General features: G+C 39.7%; 18 protein-coding genes and 1 other RNA gene. 8 read left to right on the forward strand and 11 right to left on the reverse strand.

From position 1 onward, the window contains the following. Positions 1-4: 4 nt before the first annotated feature. Genes ureE through ureG form a run of 3 tightly spaced genes read left to right on the forward strand, consistent with a single transcriptional unit; the run spans position 5 to position 1,822 of the window. Positions 5-505 (forward strand): urease accessory protein UreE, encoded by a 501-nt coding sequence (ureE, locus tag ACWPWK_RS13005; RefSeq protein WP_109371907.1) that lies wholly within the window; start codon positions 5-7, stop codon positions 503-505. A 24-nt stretch (positions 506-529) separates the two neighbouring features. After that, entirely contained in the window at positions 530-1,195 is a 666-nt protein-coding gene (locus ACWPWK_RS13010; RefSeq protein WP_160229966.1) for an urease accessory protein UreF, read from the forward strand. Positions 1,196-1,204: 9 nt separating this feature from the next. Next, positions 1,205-1,822 (forward strand): urease accessory protein UreG, encoded by a 618-nt coding sequence (gene ureG / locus ACWPWK_RS13015; protein WP_006535303.1) that lies wholly within the window; start codon positions 1,205-1,207, stop codon positions 1,820-1,822. A gap of 113 nt (positions 1,823-1,935) precedes the next feature. Here the strand turns inward: ureG and dolP are convergent, their stop codons facing one another. The 4 genes from dolP to ACWPWK_RS13035 form a co-directional block, all read right to left on the reverse strand. After that, positions 1,936-2,514, reverse strand: a complete 579-nt coding sequence (gene dolP / locus ACWPWK_RS13020) for a division/outer membrane stress-associated lipid-binding lipoprotein (protein ID WP_023582845.1) — start codon at positions 2,512-2,514, stop codon at positions 1,936-1,938. A gap of 9 nt (positions 2,515-2,523) precedes the next feature. Then, complete coding sequence (gene diaA / locus ACWPWK_RS13025) at positions 2,524-3,114, reverse strand: DnaA initiator-associating protein DiaA (RefSeq protein WP_004245257.1); 591 nt, start codon at positions 3,112-3,114, stop codon at positions 2,524-2,526. Between the two features lie 22 nt (positions 3,115-3,136). Beyond that, a complete protein-coding gene (locus ACWPWK_RS13030) occupies positions 3,137-3,514 on the reverse strand; it encodes a YraN family protein (RefSeq protein WP_109371903.1) in 378 nt (125 codons plus the stop codon). Positions 3,515-3,594: 80 nt separating this feature from the next. Further along, positions 3,595-5,352, reverse strand: a complete 1,758-nt coding sequence (locus ACWPWK_RS13035) for a penicillin-binding protein activator (protein ID WP_454209035.1) — start codon at positions 5,350-5,352, stop codon at positions 3,595-3,597. A gap of 61 nt (positions 5,353-5,413) precedes the next feature. Between ACWPWK_RS13035 and rsmI the strand changes: the two genes are divergently transcribed. Then, complete coding sequence (gene rsmI, locus ACWPWK_RS13040) at positions 5,414-6,292, forward strand: 16S rRNA (cytidine(1402)-2'-O)-methyltransferase (protein ID WP_023582842.1); 879 nt, start codon at positions 5,414-5,416, stop codon at positions 6,290-6,292. A gap of 60 nt (positions 6,293-6,352) precedes the next feature. Further along, positions 6,353-6,728: RNase P RNA component class A (gene rnpB, locus ACWPWK_RS13045), an RNA gene on the forward strand. 67 nt (positions 6,729-6,795) lie between these two features. Here rnpB and ACWPWK_RS13050 read toward each other — a convergent pair. Further along, positions 6,796-7,500, reverse strand: coding sequence for a pirin family protein (locus ACWPWK_RS13050; RefSeq protein WP_109371899.1), 705 nt, complete (start codon positions 7,498-7,500; stop codon positions 6,796-6,798). A gap of 113 nt (positions 7,501-7,613) precedes the next feature. Between ACWPWK_RS13050 and ACWPWK_RS13055 the strand changes: the two genes are divergently transcribed. Then, positions 7,614-8,516 (forward strand): LysR family transcriptional regulator, encoded by a 903-nt coding sequence (locus ACWPWK_RS13055; RefSeq protein ID WP_023582840.1) that lies wholly within the window; start codon positions 7,614-7,616, stop codon positions 8,514-8,516. An 86-nt stretch (positions 8,517-8,602) separates the two neighbouring features. Here ACWPWK_RS13055 and ACWPWK_RS13060 read toward each other — a convergent pair whose 3' ends face one another. The 5 genes from ACWPWK_RS13060 to ACWPWK_RS13080 all read right to left on the reverse strand — a co-directional run bounded on the left by ACWPWK_RS13060 (position 8,603) and on the right by ACWPWK_RS13080 (position 11,114). Beyond that, the gene (locus ACWPWK_RS13060; RefSeq protein ID WP_109371897.1) at positions 8,603-8,995 is read right to left on the reverse strand and encodes a DoxX family protein; all 393 of its coding nucleotides are present in this window, start codon (positions 8,993-8,995) and stop codon (positions 8,603-8,605) included. Between the two features lie 183 nt (positions 8,996-9,178). Further along, positions 9,179-9,484, reverse strand: coding sequence for a YqjK-like family protein (locus ACWPWK_RS13065; protein WP_232797544.1), 306 nt, complete (start codon positions 9,482-9,484; stop codon positions 9,179-9,181). Continuing rightward, positions 9,465-9,875, reverse strand: a complete 411-nt coding sequence (locus ACWPWK_RS13070) for a phage holin family protein (protein ID WP_109371895.1) — start codon at positions 9,873-9,875, stop codon at positions 9,465-9,467. Before ACWPWK_RS13070 ends, ACWPWK_RS13065 begins: the two co-directional genes overlap by 20 nt. Positions 9,876-9,881: 6 nt before the next feature. Further along, complete coding sequence (locus ACWPWK_RS13075; RefSeq protein WP_098941181.1) at positions 9,882-10,187, reverse strand: DUF883 family protein; 306 nt, start codon at positions 10,185-10,187, stop codon at positions 9,882-9,884. A 267-nt stretch (positions 10,188-10,454) separates the two neighbouring features. After that, entirely contained in the window at positions 10,455-11,114 is a 660-nt protein-coding gene (locus ACWPWK_RS13080; RefSeq protein WP_109371893.1) for a DedA family protein, read from the reverse strand. A 713-nt stretch (positions 11,115-11,827) separates the two neighbouring features. On the opposite strand from ACWPWK_RS13080, the gene sstT reads away from it, so the two are divergent. After that, entirely contained in the window at positions 11,828-13,081 is a 1,254-nt protein-coding gene (sstT, locus tag ACWPWK_RS13085; RefSeq protein ID WP_109371891.1) for a serine/threonine transporter SstT, read from the forward strand. Between the two features lie 105 nt (positions 13,082-13,186). Here sstT and ACWPWK_RS13090 read toward each other — a convergent pair whose 3' ends face one another. Beyond that, on the reverse strand, positions 13,187-15,205 hold the full coding sequence (locus ACWPWK_RS13090) for an oxidoreductase (RefSeq protein WP_109371889.1): 2,019 nt from the start codon (positions 15,203-15,205) through the stop codon (positions 13,187-13,189). 270 nt (positions 15,206-15,475) lie between these two features. On the opposite strand from ACWPWK_RS13090, the gene ACWPWK_RS13095 reads away from it, so the two are divergent. Beyond that, positions 15,476-15,892, forward strand: a complete 417-nt coding sequence (locus ACWPWK_RS13095) for a DoxX family protein (RefSeq protein WP_109371887.1) — start codon at positions 15,476-15,478, stop codon at positions 15,890-15,892. Positions 15,893-16,039: the final 147 nt, after the last annotated feature.

Here is a 16,039-nt window from a genome sequence, read left to right on the forward strand (position 1 = left end):
GAGAATGAAACGATTTACTCAACTTATTGATAAACAAAAAGTGCTTGAAATAGCAACGTCAGAAAAACAGGCTCTTACTTTGTGCTTAACGATGGATGAAAGAACCAAAAGCCGTTTAAAAGTGACCTTAAGTGATGGGCAAGAAGCTGGGCTATTTTTGCCTCGTGGTACGGTGCTAAAAGAGGGCGATATCTTACTATCAGAAGATAATACGCTGGTAACGATTGAAGCGGCAAAAGAGCAAGTTTCAACCGTGTATAGTGACGATCCGCTGTTATTGGCTCGTGTTTGTTACCACTTAGGTAATCGTCATGTTCCATTACAAATCGAAGCGGGTTGGTGTCGTTATTTTCATGATCATGTTTTAGATGATATGGCGAGAGGTTTAGGCGCCAATGTAGTGGTGGGTTTAGAGAAATATCAACCTGAGCCAGGCGCTTATGGTGGATCGTCAGGTGGTCATCATCACCATCACTCTCATGACGATCACCATCATCATCACTAATTATTTGAATAAGGGAGCCTATTGATGCTTGCAGATCTGCGCTTATATCAATTAGTCAGTCCTTCTCTACCTGTGGGATCGTTTACTTATTCCCAAGGGTTAGAGTGGGCGATTGAAAAGGGTTGGGTTTGTTGTCCGCAAACATTATCGGATTGGTTAAGTACCCAAATGACCAGCACTATAGCGACGTTAGAGCTCCCTATCTTACGGCGATTACAAGAAAATTTGGCACAAGCCAAAATGAGTGAAGTGAAATATTGGTGTGATTTTATTGTCGCAAGTCGTGAAACTAAAGAGTTAAGACAAGAAGAGCGCCAACGAGGTATCGCTTTTGCTCGTTTACTTCCTCAATTAGATATTGAGTTAGATGAAACTTTACAAGCATGTGTAAAACAGACACAACTCATGGCGTTTGCGTTAGCTGCTGTGAAATGGAATATCTCCTCTGAAAAGTTATGTTGTGCTTACGCTTGGGGTTGGCTTGAAAATACAGTGATGTCAGGCGTAAAACTGATCCCATTAGGGCAAAGTGCGGGGCAGAAAATATTGTTTACATTAGCAGAGCAGATCCCTGCCATTGTTGAGCAATCTGCACATTGGCCAACGGAAGATATTGGGAGTTTTACACCCGCACAAATTATTGCCAGTAGTCGCCATGAAACACAATACACTCGACTTTTTCGTTCATGAGAAATCTATATGCAAGAATATAATCAACCACTACGTATTGGTGTGGGTGGTCCTGTTGGATCAGGAAAAACCGCACTGTTAGAAGTTCTTTGTAAAGCAATGCGCGACACTTATGAAATCGCGGTTGTGACTAACGATATTTATACTCAAGAAGATGCCAAGATCTTAACGCGTGCTGAAGCATTAGATGCGGATCGTATTATTGGTGTCGAAACGGGCGGTTGCCCTCATACTGCTATTCGTGAAGACGCATCAATGAACCTTGCGGCGGTTGAAGAATTAGCTATGCGCCACAAAAATCTTGATATCGTTTTTGTGGAAAGCGGTGGTGATAACTTAAGTGCGACATTTAGCCCTGAGCTTGCTGATTTAACTATTTACGTCATTGATGTTGCCGAAGGTGAAAAGATCCCTCGTAAAGGTGGTCCTGGTATTACTCATTCCGATCTACTCGTGATCAACAAGATCGATCTAGCACCTTATGTTGGAGCATCATTAGAAGTGATGGAAGCAGACACAGCAAGAATGCGTCCTGTGAAGCCTTATGTTTTCACAAATCTAAAAGAAAAAGTGGGCTTGGAAACGATTATCGATTTTATCATTGATAAAGGGATGTTAAGACGCTAACTACTTGTTGAGTAAAGGCGAGTTTTAGTCGAGAAAGAAACTGATAGTATCGGTCATTTTATTATAAAGACCGATACTGTCAGGATAATCTAAAAACGATATTAGCAATGGGATCAGTTAAGGTAAGTAAATGCGGTAGTGACTTTTACTACCCCTTTGGTTTCACTGGCAATTTTTGCAACAGCAGCCCCTTCTTGGCGGGTTAAAATACCAAACAAGAACACTTCACCATTTTCAGTGATCACTTTTACAGAAGAGGATTTTACTGAATCACTGCCTAAAATTTGAGAGCGAACTTTGGTTGTTAACCATGTATCTGAAGATGCTGTGCCTAATGTCACAGGCTCACCTTGGCGCACTTCGTTGTAGACGTTATTCACCCCTTCAACCTGACTTGCGACTTGTTTTGCTGTATTCGCAACAGACATATCAGGGCTTTGACCTGTTAACAGAATATTGCCTTGATAAGCAGTCGCCACAATACGTGAATTACTTTTCTTGATCTGTTCGTTTTTGTTTAGAGCACCAGAAACACGAGCTTCCAAGGTACCATCGTCAACTTGTTGCCCTAATGAGCGAGGATCGGTTGCAGTTTTACCCGCAACTGCGGCTGTGCCGACAACAGCTGCGCCGATACAACCTTGCAGTAAAAGTGCAGAACACAGCACTGCAGTGATAGGAAGCAATTTCATAGTAACTCCTTAGTCATCCTGATGTGGGAATAATGTATTATCAATCAAATCACAGAGACAATTGACTGTTAGCATCTGAACTTCCTGTATTCTGACGGTGCGTTGAGATGGAATACGAATTTCAACGTCTTGAGGACCTAATAATCCGGCAAGCTCTCCGCCATCATAACCTGTTAATGCAACAATGGTCATATCTCGTGTAACAGCGGCTTCAACGGCTTTAATAATACTTCTGCTGTTACCGTGCGTTGAGATAGCAAGTAGCACATCTCCAGCTTGTCCTAATGCACGCACTTGTTTTGCATAGATTTCATCGTGCTGCTGATTCCCCATAATTGCAGTCATCACAACGCTATCTGTGTTTAACGATAATGCAGGCAAGCTTGGGCGCTCAGTTTCAAAACGATGGATCATGCTTGCGGCAAATCGCTGTGCTGTTGCTGCTGAGCTACCGTTTCCACAGCTTAATATTTTATGGCCGTTTAACAAAGATTGAACCATCATCATGGCGGCTCTGGAAATGGCATCTGGTAATGCTTCTGCTGCTGCAATTTGAGTTTGAATACTCTCTGTAAAGCAGACTTTGATTCTATCAAGCACGTTAAGACCTATATAATCTAATTTAACGAATAAATTCCGTATAATCGAGAATGTTTTTTAACCATATTAGCTGGCGTTGATTAAATGCACAAATGTCAAAGCGACAGTCTGATGTCTCGATACTTTCTTGGCGTTGTGCTAACCAACACTGTGCTGTACGCCACAAGCGACGTCGTTTTGAGGGAGTAATAGAGCTTATTGCATCACCAAATAAGATGTTACGTCTAAAACGAACCTCAACAAATACCCATGTCCTCTTTTCCTGCATAATAAGATCAATTTCTCCGCAGGGATATCGGACATTACGCTCAATCAATATTAATCCTTGTTGGCGTAAATATTTTAGCGCTTTTTGCTCATAATACAGCCCTAAAAAATAAGGGCTTTTAGAAAAAATCATCCATGATTTCCTTCTTTATCTCACTCATAAAATAAACCGCCTTTATGGCGGTTTATTTTAATGATAACTAAATATGTGTATTACTGTACCACAGGTTCAATTTTACCTTGTTTAAACTGCATCCAAGGAAGTTCTCTATAAACAGTACAGTTGTTTTCAACACGTAATGAACCTGAAATACCATTAAAACGTAATGTGCCTTTTGTCAGATCATTGTAATTGTTTGCTAATGACCATGCATCAATTCCCATGGCATAAAGACGCATTAATGAGTAATCGTTCGCAAACTTGCTGGATGCTTTTTGCATTAACGGCAAATTAGCGCCAGCCATCAATGGAATATCACTAAATTGAATACCATCCATCTCCATACGGAAATCAGGGCCTGTTCCACCTTGGTTACTCCGCGAACTAACATAAATTGGTGGACGTTTTTGGGTGCTGATCGCCATATCAATCATTGGCTTAATTAAGGTTAATTCATCGCTGGTGGCAATGATGTAAACCGAATCAATGGCACCACCCACAGATGGAATAGATTGTGTCTCTAATGGTAAAGGTGCATTAGCTGTTGGTAGAACAGGCGTACCTGTCATACGAATACCCACACCACGGTTAATAGAGGCTTTTAAGCTATCAACAGAACTAAAAGTTTGTTGTAAAACGGTGCCACCACCTGTGCGTTGCCACTCATCAGCAAATGCTTGAGCCATTCTTTGACCAAATTTATTATCAGGAACAATAATTAATGGGTTTGATTTTTGTTGCTGACGTAAATGTTGTGCCGCATTACGTGTTTCATCTTCTGGCGAAAGCGAGAAGAAGCAAACCGTGGTTGCAGAAGGCACATTATCTAACTCATTGAGTGCTAATACAGGTAAACCACTTTGAAGCTCTATCGTCTTCATGACTTCAGGTTTTAGCAGCGGGCCAACAATTAAGTTAGCGCCGTCTTGTTGCACTTTTTTCATTAAAACATCAATAGGCTGGCTATTGGTATCATAAACAATTACTTGGCGTGAGTTTTGTGCAACAGGATCTAAGCGTAATGTTGTATCACCAGAAAATGTTGAGCTCTCTTTTTCTTGATTTTGAGTCGCTTGCGTATTTTCGGTTGTTTCTTTTGCCGTATCTGTTGCTGGTGTCTCTGTATTATTGATGCCCAACTCTTCTAAAATTGATGCAAGGCTGTCATCTTTTTTAGGCTCTTGCGATGCTGTCGGCATAGCTTGAGGTTGCGGTAAACCACTTTGTGCATCAAGGAAACCTTGGCGAATAGCTTCACCAAAGACTTTCGCTTGCCCTGTTAAAGGTAATAATAATGCGATTTGGCTACTCGTACTTACAGAGGGTTGTGAAAGACGTAATAATGATGCTGGAAGGGTTAATGCAGCTGGATTACGAGGATAGCGAGTCTGCCATTCTCTGACTGCTGCTGATAGCTTATCAGCATCATCTTTGTTGTATTCATAGGTATTCAGTAAATCTAACCAACCTTGCAGTGTATTTTCATCTGCTTTGATAACAACGCCACGGCGTTGCTCTGGTGTGAGTTTGGTTAGCGTGAGCCATGTATCATCAATATTTTTCTGATGCAGTTGAGGATCAGTAATTAATGTTTCTAACCCAATATAGGCTCTAATAACATCTAAAGATGCTAGCCCTTGAGCGTCATCAATCACTTTTTGAAATTGTTTCATCTCCATTTCTGCTTTTGCAGCTGGAGTGAGAGGTTGTTCTTGTTGCCCCGTCAGGGTACAACCTGACATAATCAACGCAGAGAGTATCGCAGTATAGGATAAACCTGTTTTAAAACGCACAAAAATTGAGGAAAGCATACTGTACCCAGTGATGTTTTATAATTATGCTCAATTTTAAATCGGTCATTCGGAATAAACAATGAATCAACCTAATCGAGCAGCGGTAACGACATCCACACTGTACATAGTACCCACACCTATTGGTAATCTGGGCGATATCACCCAGCGGGCACTTGATGTGCTGTCTCATGTCGATTTAATTGCTGCAGAAGATACCCGTCATACAGGGCTTCTATTACAGCACTTTGCCATTAACGCACGTTTGTATGCGTTACATGATCATAATGAACAGCAAAAAGCGGATCAACTAATTAGCAAATTACAACAGGGGCTAAGTATCGCATTAGTCTCTGATGCAGGTACACCATTAATTAACGATCCTGGCTATCATTTAGTCAATCAATGTCGTAAGAATGGCATCAATGTCGTGCCATTACCCGGCGCTTGTGCTGCTATTACGGCACTTTCTGCGGCAGGGCTTCCTTCTGATCGTTTTTGTTATGAAGGATTTTTGCCAGCAAAAACAAAAAGTCGTCAAGATTGTTTACGCGCATTATCAGAAGAGCCTCGTACATTGATTTTTTATGAATCAACACATCGGCTGTTAGATAGTTTAGCTGATATGGTGACAGTTTGGGGTGAAGATCGCTACGTAGTATTAGCGAGAGAGCTCACAAAAACGTGGGAAACTATTCAAGGCATGCCTGTTGGTGAATTACTTAAGTGGGTACTTGAAGATGAAAACCGTCGTAAAGGTGAAATGGTATTAATTGTTGAAGGTTATGAAAAACCCGTTGATGACGATTTTTCCCCAGAAGTATTACGGACACTTGCGATTTTACAAAAAGAGTTACCACTGAAAAAAGCGGCAGCAGTCACTGCTGAGATTTATGGCGTGAAGAAAAATGCACTCTATAAACATGTCATTGAGCAAAATGGTGAAGCTCAAGACGAGTAAAGTGATTTTTTAGCTTCTTTTGCTATACATTTTCTACCAAAATCCCTATAATCCGCACCCTGAGTTGACTAGACAACCGCTGCTTTATCGTTGTCCCTTCGGGGGAGACGGATAGAGGGGAGGAAAGTCCGGGCTCCACAGGGCAGGGTGCCAGATAACGTCTGGGAGGCGCGAGCCTACGACAAGTGCAGCAGAGAGTAAACCGCCGATGGCCTGTTTACAGGATCAGGTAAGGGTGAAAGGGTGCGGTAAGAGCGCACCGCGCAACTGGTAACAGTTTGTGGCATGGTAAACTCCACCCGGAGCAAGACCAAATAGGGGTTCTTATGGTGCGGCCCGCATTGAACCCGGGTAGGTTGCTGGAGCCAGCGCGCAAGTTCTGGCCTAGATGAATGGTTGTCCACGACAGAACCCGGCTTAACGGTCAACTCACCTCATAAAAAACCCTCGATTCACACTGTGTTTCGAGGGTTTTCTGTTTTTAAGCCAATCCAAATCAACTATCACGAAATAATATCAATAAACAAGCCACGAAACTCAGCCGAGCTTTTTAACGTGATACTGTGGCTCTCTTGGATGAAAGCTCCATCACCACACTGAATTTGCCCATTTTCTTGTGTTGATGTTTGCAAATAGGTGCCACCTTTTATGGATTGTAAAAAGCCTTTCTGTCCTTTTATTGGCAGCGTAATTTCATCGCCTGCTTGCAAATGAATATGATAAAGCCAAATTGTTTGCCTTAATATTAATGAGCCATCATCACCGGTAGGTGAAGCTAACAATTGATATTTTAAGTTTTCATCTAAAGCCAATTTTTGTGAAGCTAAACTTTCTTGTTGTGGACACGCATTTAACCACAACTGAATACGGGTTAACGGTGTATCAGGGCTGCTGTTTCTCTCTATATACGTATCAGTATTATGCGGTGAAATAAGTAAGCACTCATTTTCTTTTGCCGTCACTGTACGCCCCATATTATCAAGGTATGTCGCTTCTCCTTGAAGGATCAAGTTAACCACATCAACATGAGGATAAGTCTTTGCTTTAAATTCAGAATTTGGGGCAAGCACTTCTTGGTTGAGAACTCTTAGCGTGCCGTAGTCTAAAAAATGAGGGTCAAAGTAGTGGCCAAAGGAAAATGTGTAGCGAGCTTGTAGCCAGCCATAGTCCGCTTTGCCACACTGTTGTGCTGTTCTGTATTTTATCATAGCGGTATTTTTCGAGTAGATTATCAATATATTTATCATAGAGGTATGGACTGTCTATTGTTAGCAAGTTAATCTGGTGCCTATAATCAAATTATTTGATAGAGATAAGTATAATGAGTAAAGACAAAGCAATTACGTTGGAATCTTTACGAGTCATGGATGCCATTGATCGTAGAGGGAGTTTTGCAGCTGCAGCTGATGAACTAAATCGAGTTCCATCGGCACTCAGTTATACCATGCAAAAATTAGAAGAAGATTTAGATGTTGTCCTTTTTGACCGTTCTGGCCATAGAACTAAATTTACTAATGTCGGCAGAATGCTACTTGATAGAGGACGCATATTACTTGAGGCTGCCGACAAATTAACGTCAGATGCCGAAGCCTTAGCAAGAGGCTGGGAGCCTCATATCACCATTGTTTGTGAAGCTCTTACTCCTGCATCTAGACTCTTTCCTTTGGTTGATAAATTAGCTGAAAAATCCAATACCCAACTCTCTTTAGTGACAGAAGTCTTAGCTGGTGCTTGGGAAAGCTTAGAAAGCGGTAAATGTGATATTGTGATTTCACCTGATATGCATTTTCGCACTTCATCGGAAATCAACTTTCGTCCTTTATACAATACCACTAGCGTTTATGTTGCCAGCCCAGATCACCCCATCCATAACGAACCTGAGCCATTAGCAGAAGAAACTCGCTTAAAATATCGAGGCATTGCCATTGCAGATACCGCAAGAGAGCGTCCAGTTTTAACTGTACTGCTATTAGATAAACAGCGCCGTTTAACGGTCAGTTCTATTGAAGATAAACGCCGAGCGTTAATTGCAGGTTTAGGTGTAGCGACGATGCCAATTGATTTGATTGAAGATGATATCAAAGAAGGGCGTTTACGTGTTGTTGGCCCTGAATATCACCATGAAAATAATATTATTATGGCATGGCGAAGAGACAGCATGGGCGAAGCAAAATCGTGGTGTTTACGTGAAATACCTAAACTCTTTGCGAACAATAAAAAATAGTTTTTGAAGCTCAGATAATCTTTAGATTTTATGCTTAAAACAAAAAAAGATCCTCTAGAGGATCTTTTTTGTTTCTCAAAGGGTTATTACCAATTTTTATTGAAAATACGATCTAAGCTCCATTTACCTGGACCGGTGATAACCAGTAATAAATATCCACCTGCGATTGTCATATTTTTCATAAACATTAATTGGTTCATGCCTTCAGCAAAATTACTGTGGAACAGTAGTGCGGTTAGAAGAGTAAATACCGCGGTAAAGATTGCTGTTGTGCGAGTTAAGAAACCAAATAAGATTGCTAATCCACCGCCTAATTCTAATAAAATAGTCAGTGGTAATAAGAAACCTGGAACACCCATTGCTTGCATATATTGCTGTGTACCTTCGTAACCACCAATTTTTCCGTAGCCTGCGCTGATAAATAAAATTGGCATTAAAATGCGGGCAATTAATAACGTAATATCTTCAAATTTTTTCATGATGTTTATTCCTAATTAAACTCTATTATTCGCAATGTATATCGATTTGTATTGTATTTTCGTCGGCTATTTTTCTATTTTTAGATTTAATAACCACGGCTACGTTGTGAGATATATAATAATGTGAGTTGAGTAAAGAGGATATTAAGAAGAATTAACATTCTTAGACAAAAAAATTGATGTTCAATCTGAGGTTTTTTTGAAGGACTTTTGGATTGTACGAATTAAACCAATTGCACCGATAGCTCGTTGTCCTAATCGTATGATTTTTTTAGGATGTTTAATGCTGTAAAGAGAAATAAAACTGGCACCCACTAAAAGCGCAGGTTTTAACGAAATGATAATTCTCCATGCTTTATCATAAGGCTCTGTCACATCAAGCCAAGTTTGCGTGCTTTGCCCTAAATCAGAGCGCTGTTGCTGAATTTTATTCAACAACAGCTTTTTACGTCTTGCGAGGATCGCCTGCTTATTTTGTTTGTTCATCATGATATTGCTCCAAAAGACGTTTATCTAATTCCAATTGTTGGCGAGTATCGCCTAACAAGGTGGAATTTCGCGCTTTTCTTAATGTCATGATGGCACCAATCAGTGCACAAAAAAGTAAAGTAGCGGTTGTGATGGCTAAAGCATGGACTCGATATTCAGGTGGAATAACCCAAAAAATCAGAATAAGTAGGCTCATTAAGCCAAAGGCGGTGAGCAACAAAGTAACACCAGCCATTAAAATAAGCTGGATAAGCGTGGTTTTTTCTTCTTCTAGCTCAACGGCAATCAAGTTTAGGCGTGTTTCAACCATGCCTATCATGATAGCGCCAATCTTACTGAGAGAATTCAGAACCCCAGATGTGGGGCCCTGTGGTCTTTGCGTATCACTCATGGGTGATTAGCGTTTAGCTAGAAGAACACCAAGAACAACACCAACTGCAGCACCAATACCGACACCTGTCCACGGATTTTCACGAACATAGTTGTCTGCTTTGCCTGCAATTTCTTTGGTGTTATCGACAATTTCACGACCTGCATCGCTCAATTTTGCACGAGAACCTTTGATTGCCGATTCTGCTTTTGCGCGTAAGCTTTGGATTTCTTCTTTGGATTTATCAGCAGAGGAGTTCAGCACTTCTTCTAGAGTATCAGCAAGAGATTTCAATTCACTACGCAGATCTTCATTTGAACGTTGATGAGACATAATTAACTCCTTTAATAGTGACAGGTTAATACTTATAACCATAGACCAATTTTATCTCTTAATAAAATTAAATATTGATGTAATGAGGTAAAAAAGAGAAAAGTCTTAATTAAACGGGAATATTTACTGTATTACTTGAGATAAAAAAAGAAGAGGTCACCCATAAAATAAAAGCCTGTTCAGTTATCTGAAACAGGCTTTAAGTATGAGTTTTATGACTCTATTTTGTATTCAGAATATCTTGATGTTATTAGAAAAAGCGGCGCTTTAGCTCACTTTCTTTTTCTTTTTAATCACAACCCAGATACTACCAATTAATCCCATAACTAATAGGCAAACTGGTAATAGCATAAGGATATTCATTAAATGGTGTTCATATTGGCGAAAGAGCGGGCTATTACCTAATAAGTAACCTAACGTAGTCAGTATACCAACCCATAAAAGCCCACTTAACCAATTGAAGATTTGAAAGCGCGTGTTGTTTAATCCAGCAAGACCCGCAATCGTTGGCAACAGTGTTCTCACGAAGGCTAAAAAACGTCCAATTAACAGTGCGGCTAAGCCATGACGATGAAAAAGCCCATGAGCACGTTGGTGGTAATGTTCTGGCAGATGCGATAGCCAACTGCGTACTAATTTGGTATTTCCAAGCCATCGCCCTTGAAGATAGCCCAACCAACAGCCTAGGCTCGCGCCTGCAGTTAAAATAAGTAAGGTTAATGGAAAATCCATTGTATCTTTAGCAATTAACACGCCCACTAAAATTAATAAGCTATCTCCTGGTAAGAAAGCTGCGGGCAATACTCCGTTTTCTAGGAATAGTATGGTGAATAATAAAATGTAGATAATCCATATTAATGAAGGATTAGCTAAGGTTTCGTAATCTTGGTGCCATAGCGCCAAGAATAGCTCTCTTACGATTTCCATATAAAAGGCTTCCTAAAACTGAGTCATTTGGGGGTAAATATAGAATCAATAGGTGTTGTAATCTATTTACCCGTTTTCTACTTCATAGGGTCTATTTTTCATTGTTTAAAACAGCAACACTCTAACAAAATCATGAAAAACTAGACAGAAAATTTTTTAACTGGATGACGACACTATTTATACATGGATATTGGATCTCGAAAAATAGACATCTAATCTCTTTTTGAGTTCAGAATAGGCGCTTTTTAAAAAGAAAAACTTAAGAAGAGGGATAATACCAAGAGGTGTTTTCTATTTTATAGCGTTCATAAAAGATAAGTTTTTAATATTATTTGCGAAAAAATAAAACATTATCTTGTTTATTATTTATTCAAATCAAGAAGGGCTAGAGAGAATAATTGTTAGTGATAATGTTAATAAAAAAGACTATTAATGGATTAAGAAAATATAAAAGAAGAGAAACAAAATAAAAAATAAGTAAGATGACTAGGTATAACTTACTGATAATAATAATTTCTTTCATTTCATGTCGGTCTATTAAAAAGAACAAAATCCTATTATGATCACAGTTATGTTATTTTATTGTTAACAAAAACGGTTAATGCTGTATATTTTGCATAATCAGCTTTTCAGCGCGATTCAATTCCTTATACTGGCATTGCAAACACTCAAAAATGCCTTTTTTAAATATTATTTTAAGTAATGGAATAGCTATGGATAAACAACAATCCAGAGTCTTCAGCCTGTTCTTTCAGGGAAGTCTCGTTAAACAAATTCTCGTGGGATTAGTCGCAGGGATCTTACTTGCTTGGTTAGCGCCAGAAGCTGCCAAGATGATGAGCCTGTTAGGTACTCTGTTTATTAGTGCATTAAAAGCTGTTGCCCCTATCTTAGTTTGGGTACTGGTTATGGCTTCAATTGCAAACCACCGCCAAGGGCAAAAATCTAATATTCGTCCTGTATTAATTTTATATCTGTTAGCAACGTTCTTTGCTGCGTTAACCGCAGTTGTTGCCAGCTTTATGTTCCCATCAGTTTTAACGTTAGTTGTTAACGAATCACAATTGTCACCACCTGAAAATATTGCTGAAGTTCTTAAAGGCGTATTAATTAATGTGGTTGCAAACCCTGTTGATGCGCTTATCAATGGTAACTATATGGGCATTTTAGCGTGGTCTATCGGGCTTGGTTTAGCATTACGCCACGCAAGTGATACTACTAAAGCCTTAACGCAAGATTTAGCTGACGCAGTAACTAACTTAGTGCGTGTTGTTATTCGTTTAGCGCCTATCGGTATTTTCGGCTTAGTGTCATCAACGATTGCAACAACAGGCTTTGAAGTCTTAGCTGGTTACTTACAAGTTCTTGCTGTATTGATTGGCTGTATGTTGTTCGTTGCTTTAGTCGTGAATCCACTGATCGTATTTTGGAAAATCCGCAGTAATCCATATCCATTAGTATGGGCATGTTTGCGTGAAAGTGGTGTAACTGCCTTCTTTACACGTAGCTCAGCTGCAAATATTCCAGTGAATATGGCAATGTGTCGTCGTATGAATTTAAACGAAGATACTTATTCTGTTTCAATTCCATTAGGTGCAACTATCAATATGGGGGGGGCTGCAATCACTATCACTATTTTGACATTAGCTGCGGTTAATACACTGGGTATGCCAGTTGATATTCCAACAGCGTTATTGTTAAGCCTTGTTGCTGCGATTTGTGCGTGTGGTGCATCAGGTGTTGCAGGTGGTTCTTTACTGTTAATTCCACTGGCTTGTAGCATGTTTGGTATTAGCAATGATATTGCTATGCAAGTGGTTGCTGTGGGCGTGATGATCGGAGTGTTACAAGATTCAGCTGAAACTGCACTGAACTCATCAACTGACGTTCTGTTTACTGCAACAGTTTGTATTGCTGAAGATAATCGTATTTCAGAAAATCCATTAACTGAAAAAAATAATGGGTAAAAAGGGTAAGTAGTAAGACAGGAAGAGTAGTAAAAATAATAATTAATAAAAAAATAGAACCCCACATTTTGTGGGGTTTATTTTTGTCTTGCTAACCTTAATTGATTAAATTTCGAGGGCGAGTTCTGTGCCTTGCCTAATAGCGCGTTTTGCATCTAATGCACTGGCATCTTTTGCTCCACCAATAAGATGAACTGTTTTGTTTCCTTTTTCTAAAGGCGTAAGCAATGGGTGATAAGCGCGTTGCCCTGTACACAATATAATGTTATCGGCAGGGATAAGCTGTTGCTTTCCATCCTGTTCAATAATGAGACCTTCTGGTGTGATCCTTTGATAGTTGCAATGGGTTAAAAATTTAACGCCTTTTTTCTCTAGCGTTAAACGATGTATCCAACCCGTTGTTTTACCTAAGCTTAAGCCTATTTTCCCTGCTTTACGCTGTGTCATAACAATGTGTTTAGTATCGTCTTTTGAATGATTAGCGGGTTTTATGCCACCACGATAAGAAAGAGTCGGATCAATGCCCCACTCTTTATTAAAGGCGCAAGGACTCAGGCTACTACATTGCCCTTTTTGCGTAAGATAAAGGCTGGTATCAAAGCCAATTCCGCCACTCCCCATGATCACGATATTTTTACCTACGGGCTGGTGGTATTTAAGAACGTCGAGATAAGATTTCACAATGGGATCATCAAGTCCTTCAATCTCAGGGATATGAGGTTTAACGCCACTTGCTAAAATCACTTCATCAAAGTTTTCAAGATGTTCAGGAGTGGCTTCGGTATTATTTTTAACAATGACTCCCGTGAGTTGTAATTGTCGTTTGAAGTAACGTAATGTCTCTTTAAATTCTTCTTTCCCCGGAATTTGGCTGGCGATATTAAGTTGACCACCAATCACATCTTCTTTTTCAAACAGGGTGACATGATGGCCTCGTTTCGCGGCGGTTACCGCAAAAGATAATCCCGCGGGTCCCGCACCAACAACAGCCAGTTTTTTAGGTTGTTGAGTTGGAATAACCAGAAGTTCGGTTTCTTGACAAGCAAAGGGATTAACTAAACAAGAGGCGGTTTGACCTGAAAATATTTCATCAAGGCATGCCTGATTGCAAGCAATGCAAGTATTGATTTCATCTTCGCGCCCCTGTTGTGCTTTAAGCACAAATTCAGGATCAGCAAGGAAAGGGCGAGCCATTGAAACCATATCAGCACAGCCTTCAGCTAAAATAGCTTCTGCGGTTTGTGGTGTGTTAATTCGGTTTGATGTAATCAGTGGGATATTCAACTTTCCCATTAATTTGCGTGTGACATTCGCAAATTGACCTCTTGGTACCATCGTGGCAATGGTCGGAATTCGCGCTTCATGCCAACCGATCCCTGTATTAATCATTGTAGCGCCCGCTTTTTCAATGGCTTTGGCAAGATAAAGTACCTCTGATGCCTCTGCGCCATCTTTGATTAAATCCAACATAGAAAGGCGGTAAATAATAATAAACGGCTCACCCACGGTTTTTTTAATGCCTTCAAGAATTCGTAAAGCAAAGCGACAACGATTTTCGATATTTCCTCCCCACTGATCGTCTCGCTGATTAGTGTATCTGACTAAAAACTGATTAATTAAATAGCCTTCTGATCCCATTATCTCAACACCATCATAACCCGCCTTTTGAGCTAATTGAGCACAATGAATGTAATCATTGATGGTTTGTTCGATTTGTTCATGACTCATGGCTTTTGGCATAAACGGGGTGATTGGCGATTGAATAGCTGAAGGTGCAACTAAATTAGGTTGGTAGCTATAACGACCTGTATGCAATATCTGTAATGCAATTTTACCGCCTTGTTGATGAACCGCATTAGTAACAAGTTGATGAGTTGCCAGTTGGCTTTCAGATATCAATGTTGCAGCGTGTGGCAATAACACGCCTTGTTTATTGGGAGAGATCCCGCCAGTCACTATTAGTGCAACACCTGCCGCGGCTCTTTGGGCATAAAACTGTGCAAGTTTTGGGGCATCATTCGGATTTTCTTCAAGTCCAGTATGCATAGAGCCCATAAGAATACGGTTTTTAAGTACGGTAAACCCTAAATCAAGAGGCGAAAATAGATGAGAATAATGTGCCATCAGATACCCTTTTTATACTGGTCAGATGAGATATCTATTAGCATAACGAGAAGTGAGTAATTAAGAGTTTATTATGTTAATAAGTTGTGATCTTAATCATGGAAAAGGTGAATAGAGGACTATAAATCAATAATAATCTAAGTGATTAGTTAATGAGAACAAATAGTGATAATAAAAATCACACTCATTCATAATATTTCATCATATAATGTAGTGTACCTATTAATACGCATTAAAAACACACATCACTATTTTGAATTTGGAGACGTTATGATTAATAAATTTAATCAACTTGTTGACTGTTCTGACTTGGGTAAATTGGTATTACGTGTTTCTCTTGGGGTTTTAATGTTATTACATGGACTTCATAAAATGGAACCGGGTGGATTAGCAGGTATTCAGGGAATGTTGACCAATGCTAATCTACCTGCATTTATTGCTTATGGCACAGTGATTGGAGAAGTTGTTGCACCTATTCTACTGATTATTGGTTTATTTACTCGTGCTTCAGCGCTAGTTTTAGCGGGTACAATGTTTGTTGCTGTACTGATGGTGCACTCAGGTGATTTATTTGCATTAAACCCTAAAACAGGGGGATGGGCGCCAGAAAGCGCGGGCTTCTATTTATTTGCGGCAATTGCTGTCATGTTTTTAGGTAGCGGTCGTTTCGCTGTTAAGAAAGATTAATAAATTTAATAATCAATAAATTTGAATATTATCTTTATAACTTGATTAAAATAGATGATTAAACGCCCAGTTCTCACACTATATGCAGACGAGATCTGGGCGTTTTATTTTAGGCGACTTTATAGCTTATCGTTTTTAACCTAAGTT

The sequence above is a fragment of the Proteus sp. Marseille-Q3619 genome (assembly GCF_965283115.1).

Bases quoted from the DNA above. Each gene is read 5' to 3' on its own strand.
- ACWPWK_RS13080 (WP_109371893.1), bottom strand. From the start codon at position 11,114: ATGGAAATCGTAAGAGAGCTATTCTTGGCGCTATGGCACCAAGATTAC.
- sstT (WP_109371891.1), top strand. From the start codon at position 11,828: ATGGATAAACAACAATCCAGAGTCTTCAGCCTGTTCTTTCAGGGAAGT.
- ACWPWK_RS13065 (WP_232797544.1), bottom strand. From the start codon at position 9,484: ATGATGAACAAACAAAATAAGCAGGCGATCCTCGCAAGACGTAAAAAG.
- ACWPWK_RS13075 (WP_098941181.1), bottom strand. From the start codon at position 10,187: ATGTCTCATCAACGTTCAAATGAAGATCTGCGTAGTGAATTGAAATCT.
- ACWPWK_RS13050 (WP_109371899.1), bottom strand. From the start codon at position 7,500: ATGATAAAATACAGAACAGCACAACAGTGTGGCAAAGCGGACTATGGC.
- dolP (WP_023582845.1), bottom strand. From the start codon at position 2,514: ATGAAATTGCTTCCTATCACTGCAGTGCTGTGTTCTGCACTTTTACTG.
- ACWPWK_RS13090 (WP_109371889.1), bottom strand. From the start codon at position 15,205: ATGGCACATTATTCTCATCTATTTTCGCCTCTTGATTTAGGGTTTACC.
- ACWPWK_RS13055 (WP_023582840.1), top strand. From the start codon at position 7,614: ATGAGTAAAGACAAAGCAATTACGTTGGAATCTTTACGAGTCATGGAT.
- ACWPWK_RS13035 (WP_454209035.1), bottom strand. From the start codon at position 5,352: ATGCTTTCCTCAATTTTTGTGCGTTTTAAAACAGGTTTATCCTATACT.
- ureE (WP_109371907.1), top strand. From the start codon at position 5: ATGAAACGATTTACTCAACTTATTGATAAACAAAAAGTGCTTGAAATA.
- rsmI (WP_023582842.1), top strand. From the start codon at position 5,414: ATGAATCAACCTAATCGAGCAGCGGTAACGACATCCACACTGTACATA.
- ureG (WP_006535303.1), top strand. From the start codon at position 1,205: ATGCAAGAATATAATCAACCACTACGTATTGGTGTGGGTGGTCCTGTT.
- ACWPWK_RS13030 (WP_109371903.1), bottom strand. From the start codon at position 3,514: ATGATTTTTTCTAAAAGCCCTTATTTTTTAGGGCTGTATTATGAGCAA.
- ACWPWK_RS13060 (WP_109371897.1), bottom strand. From the start codon at position 8,995: ATGAAAAAATTTGAAGATATTACGTTATTAATTGCCCGCATTTTAATG.
- ACWPWK_RS13070 (WP_109371895.1), bottom strand. From the start codon at position 9,875: ATGAGTGATACGCAAAGACCACAGGGCCCCACATCTGGGGTTCTGAAT.
- ACWPWK_RS13010 (WP_160229966.1), top strand. From the start codon at position 530: ATGCTTGCAGATCTGCGCTTATATCAATTAGTCAGTCCTTCTCTACCT.
- ACWPWK_RS13095 (WP_109371887.1), top strand. From the start codon at position 15,476: ATGATTAATAAATTTAATCAACTTGTTGACTGTTCTGACTTGGGTAAA.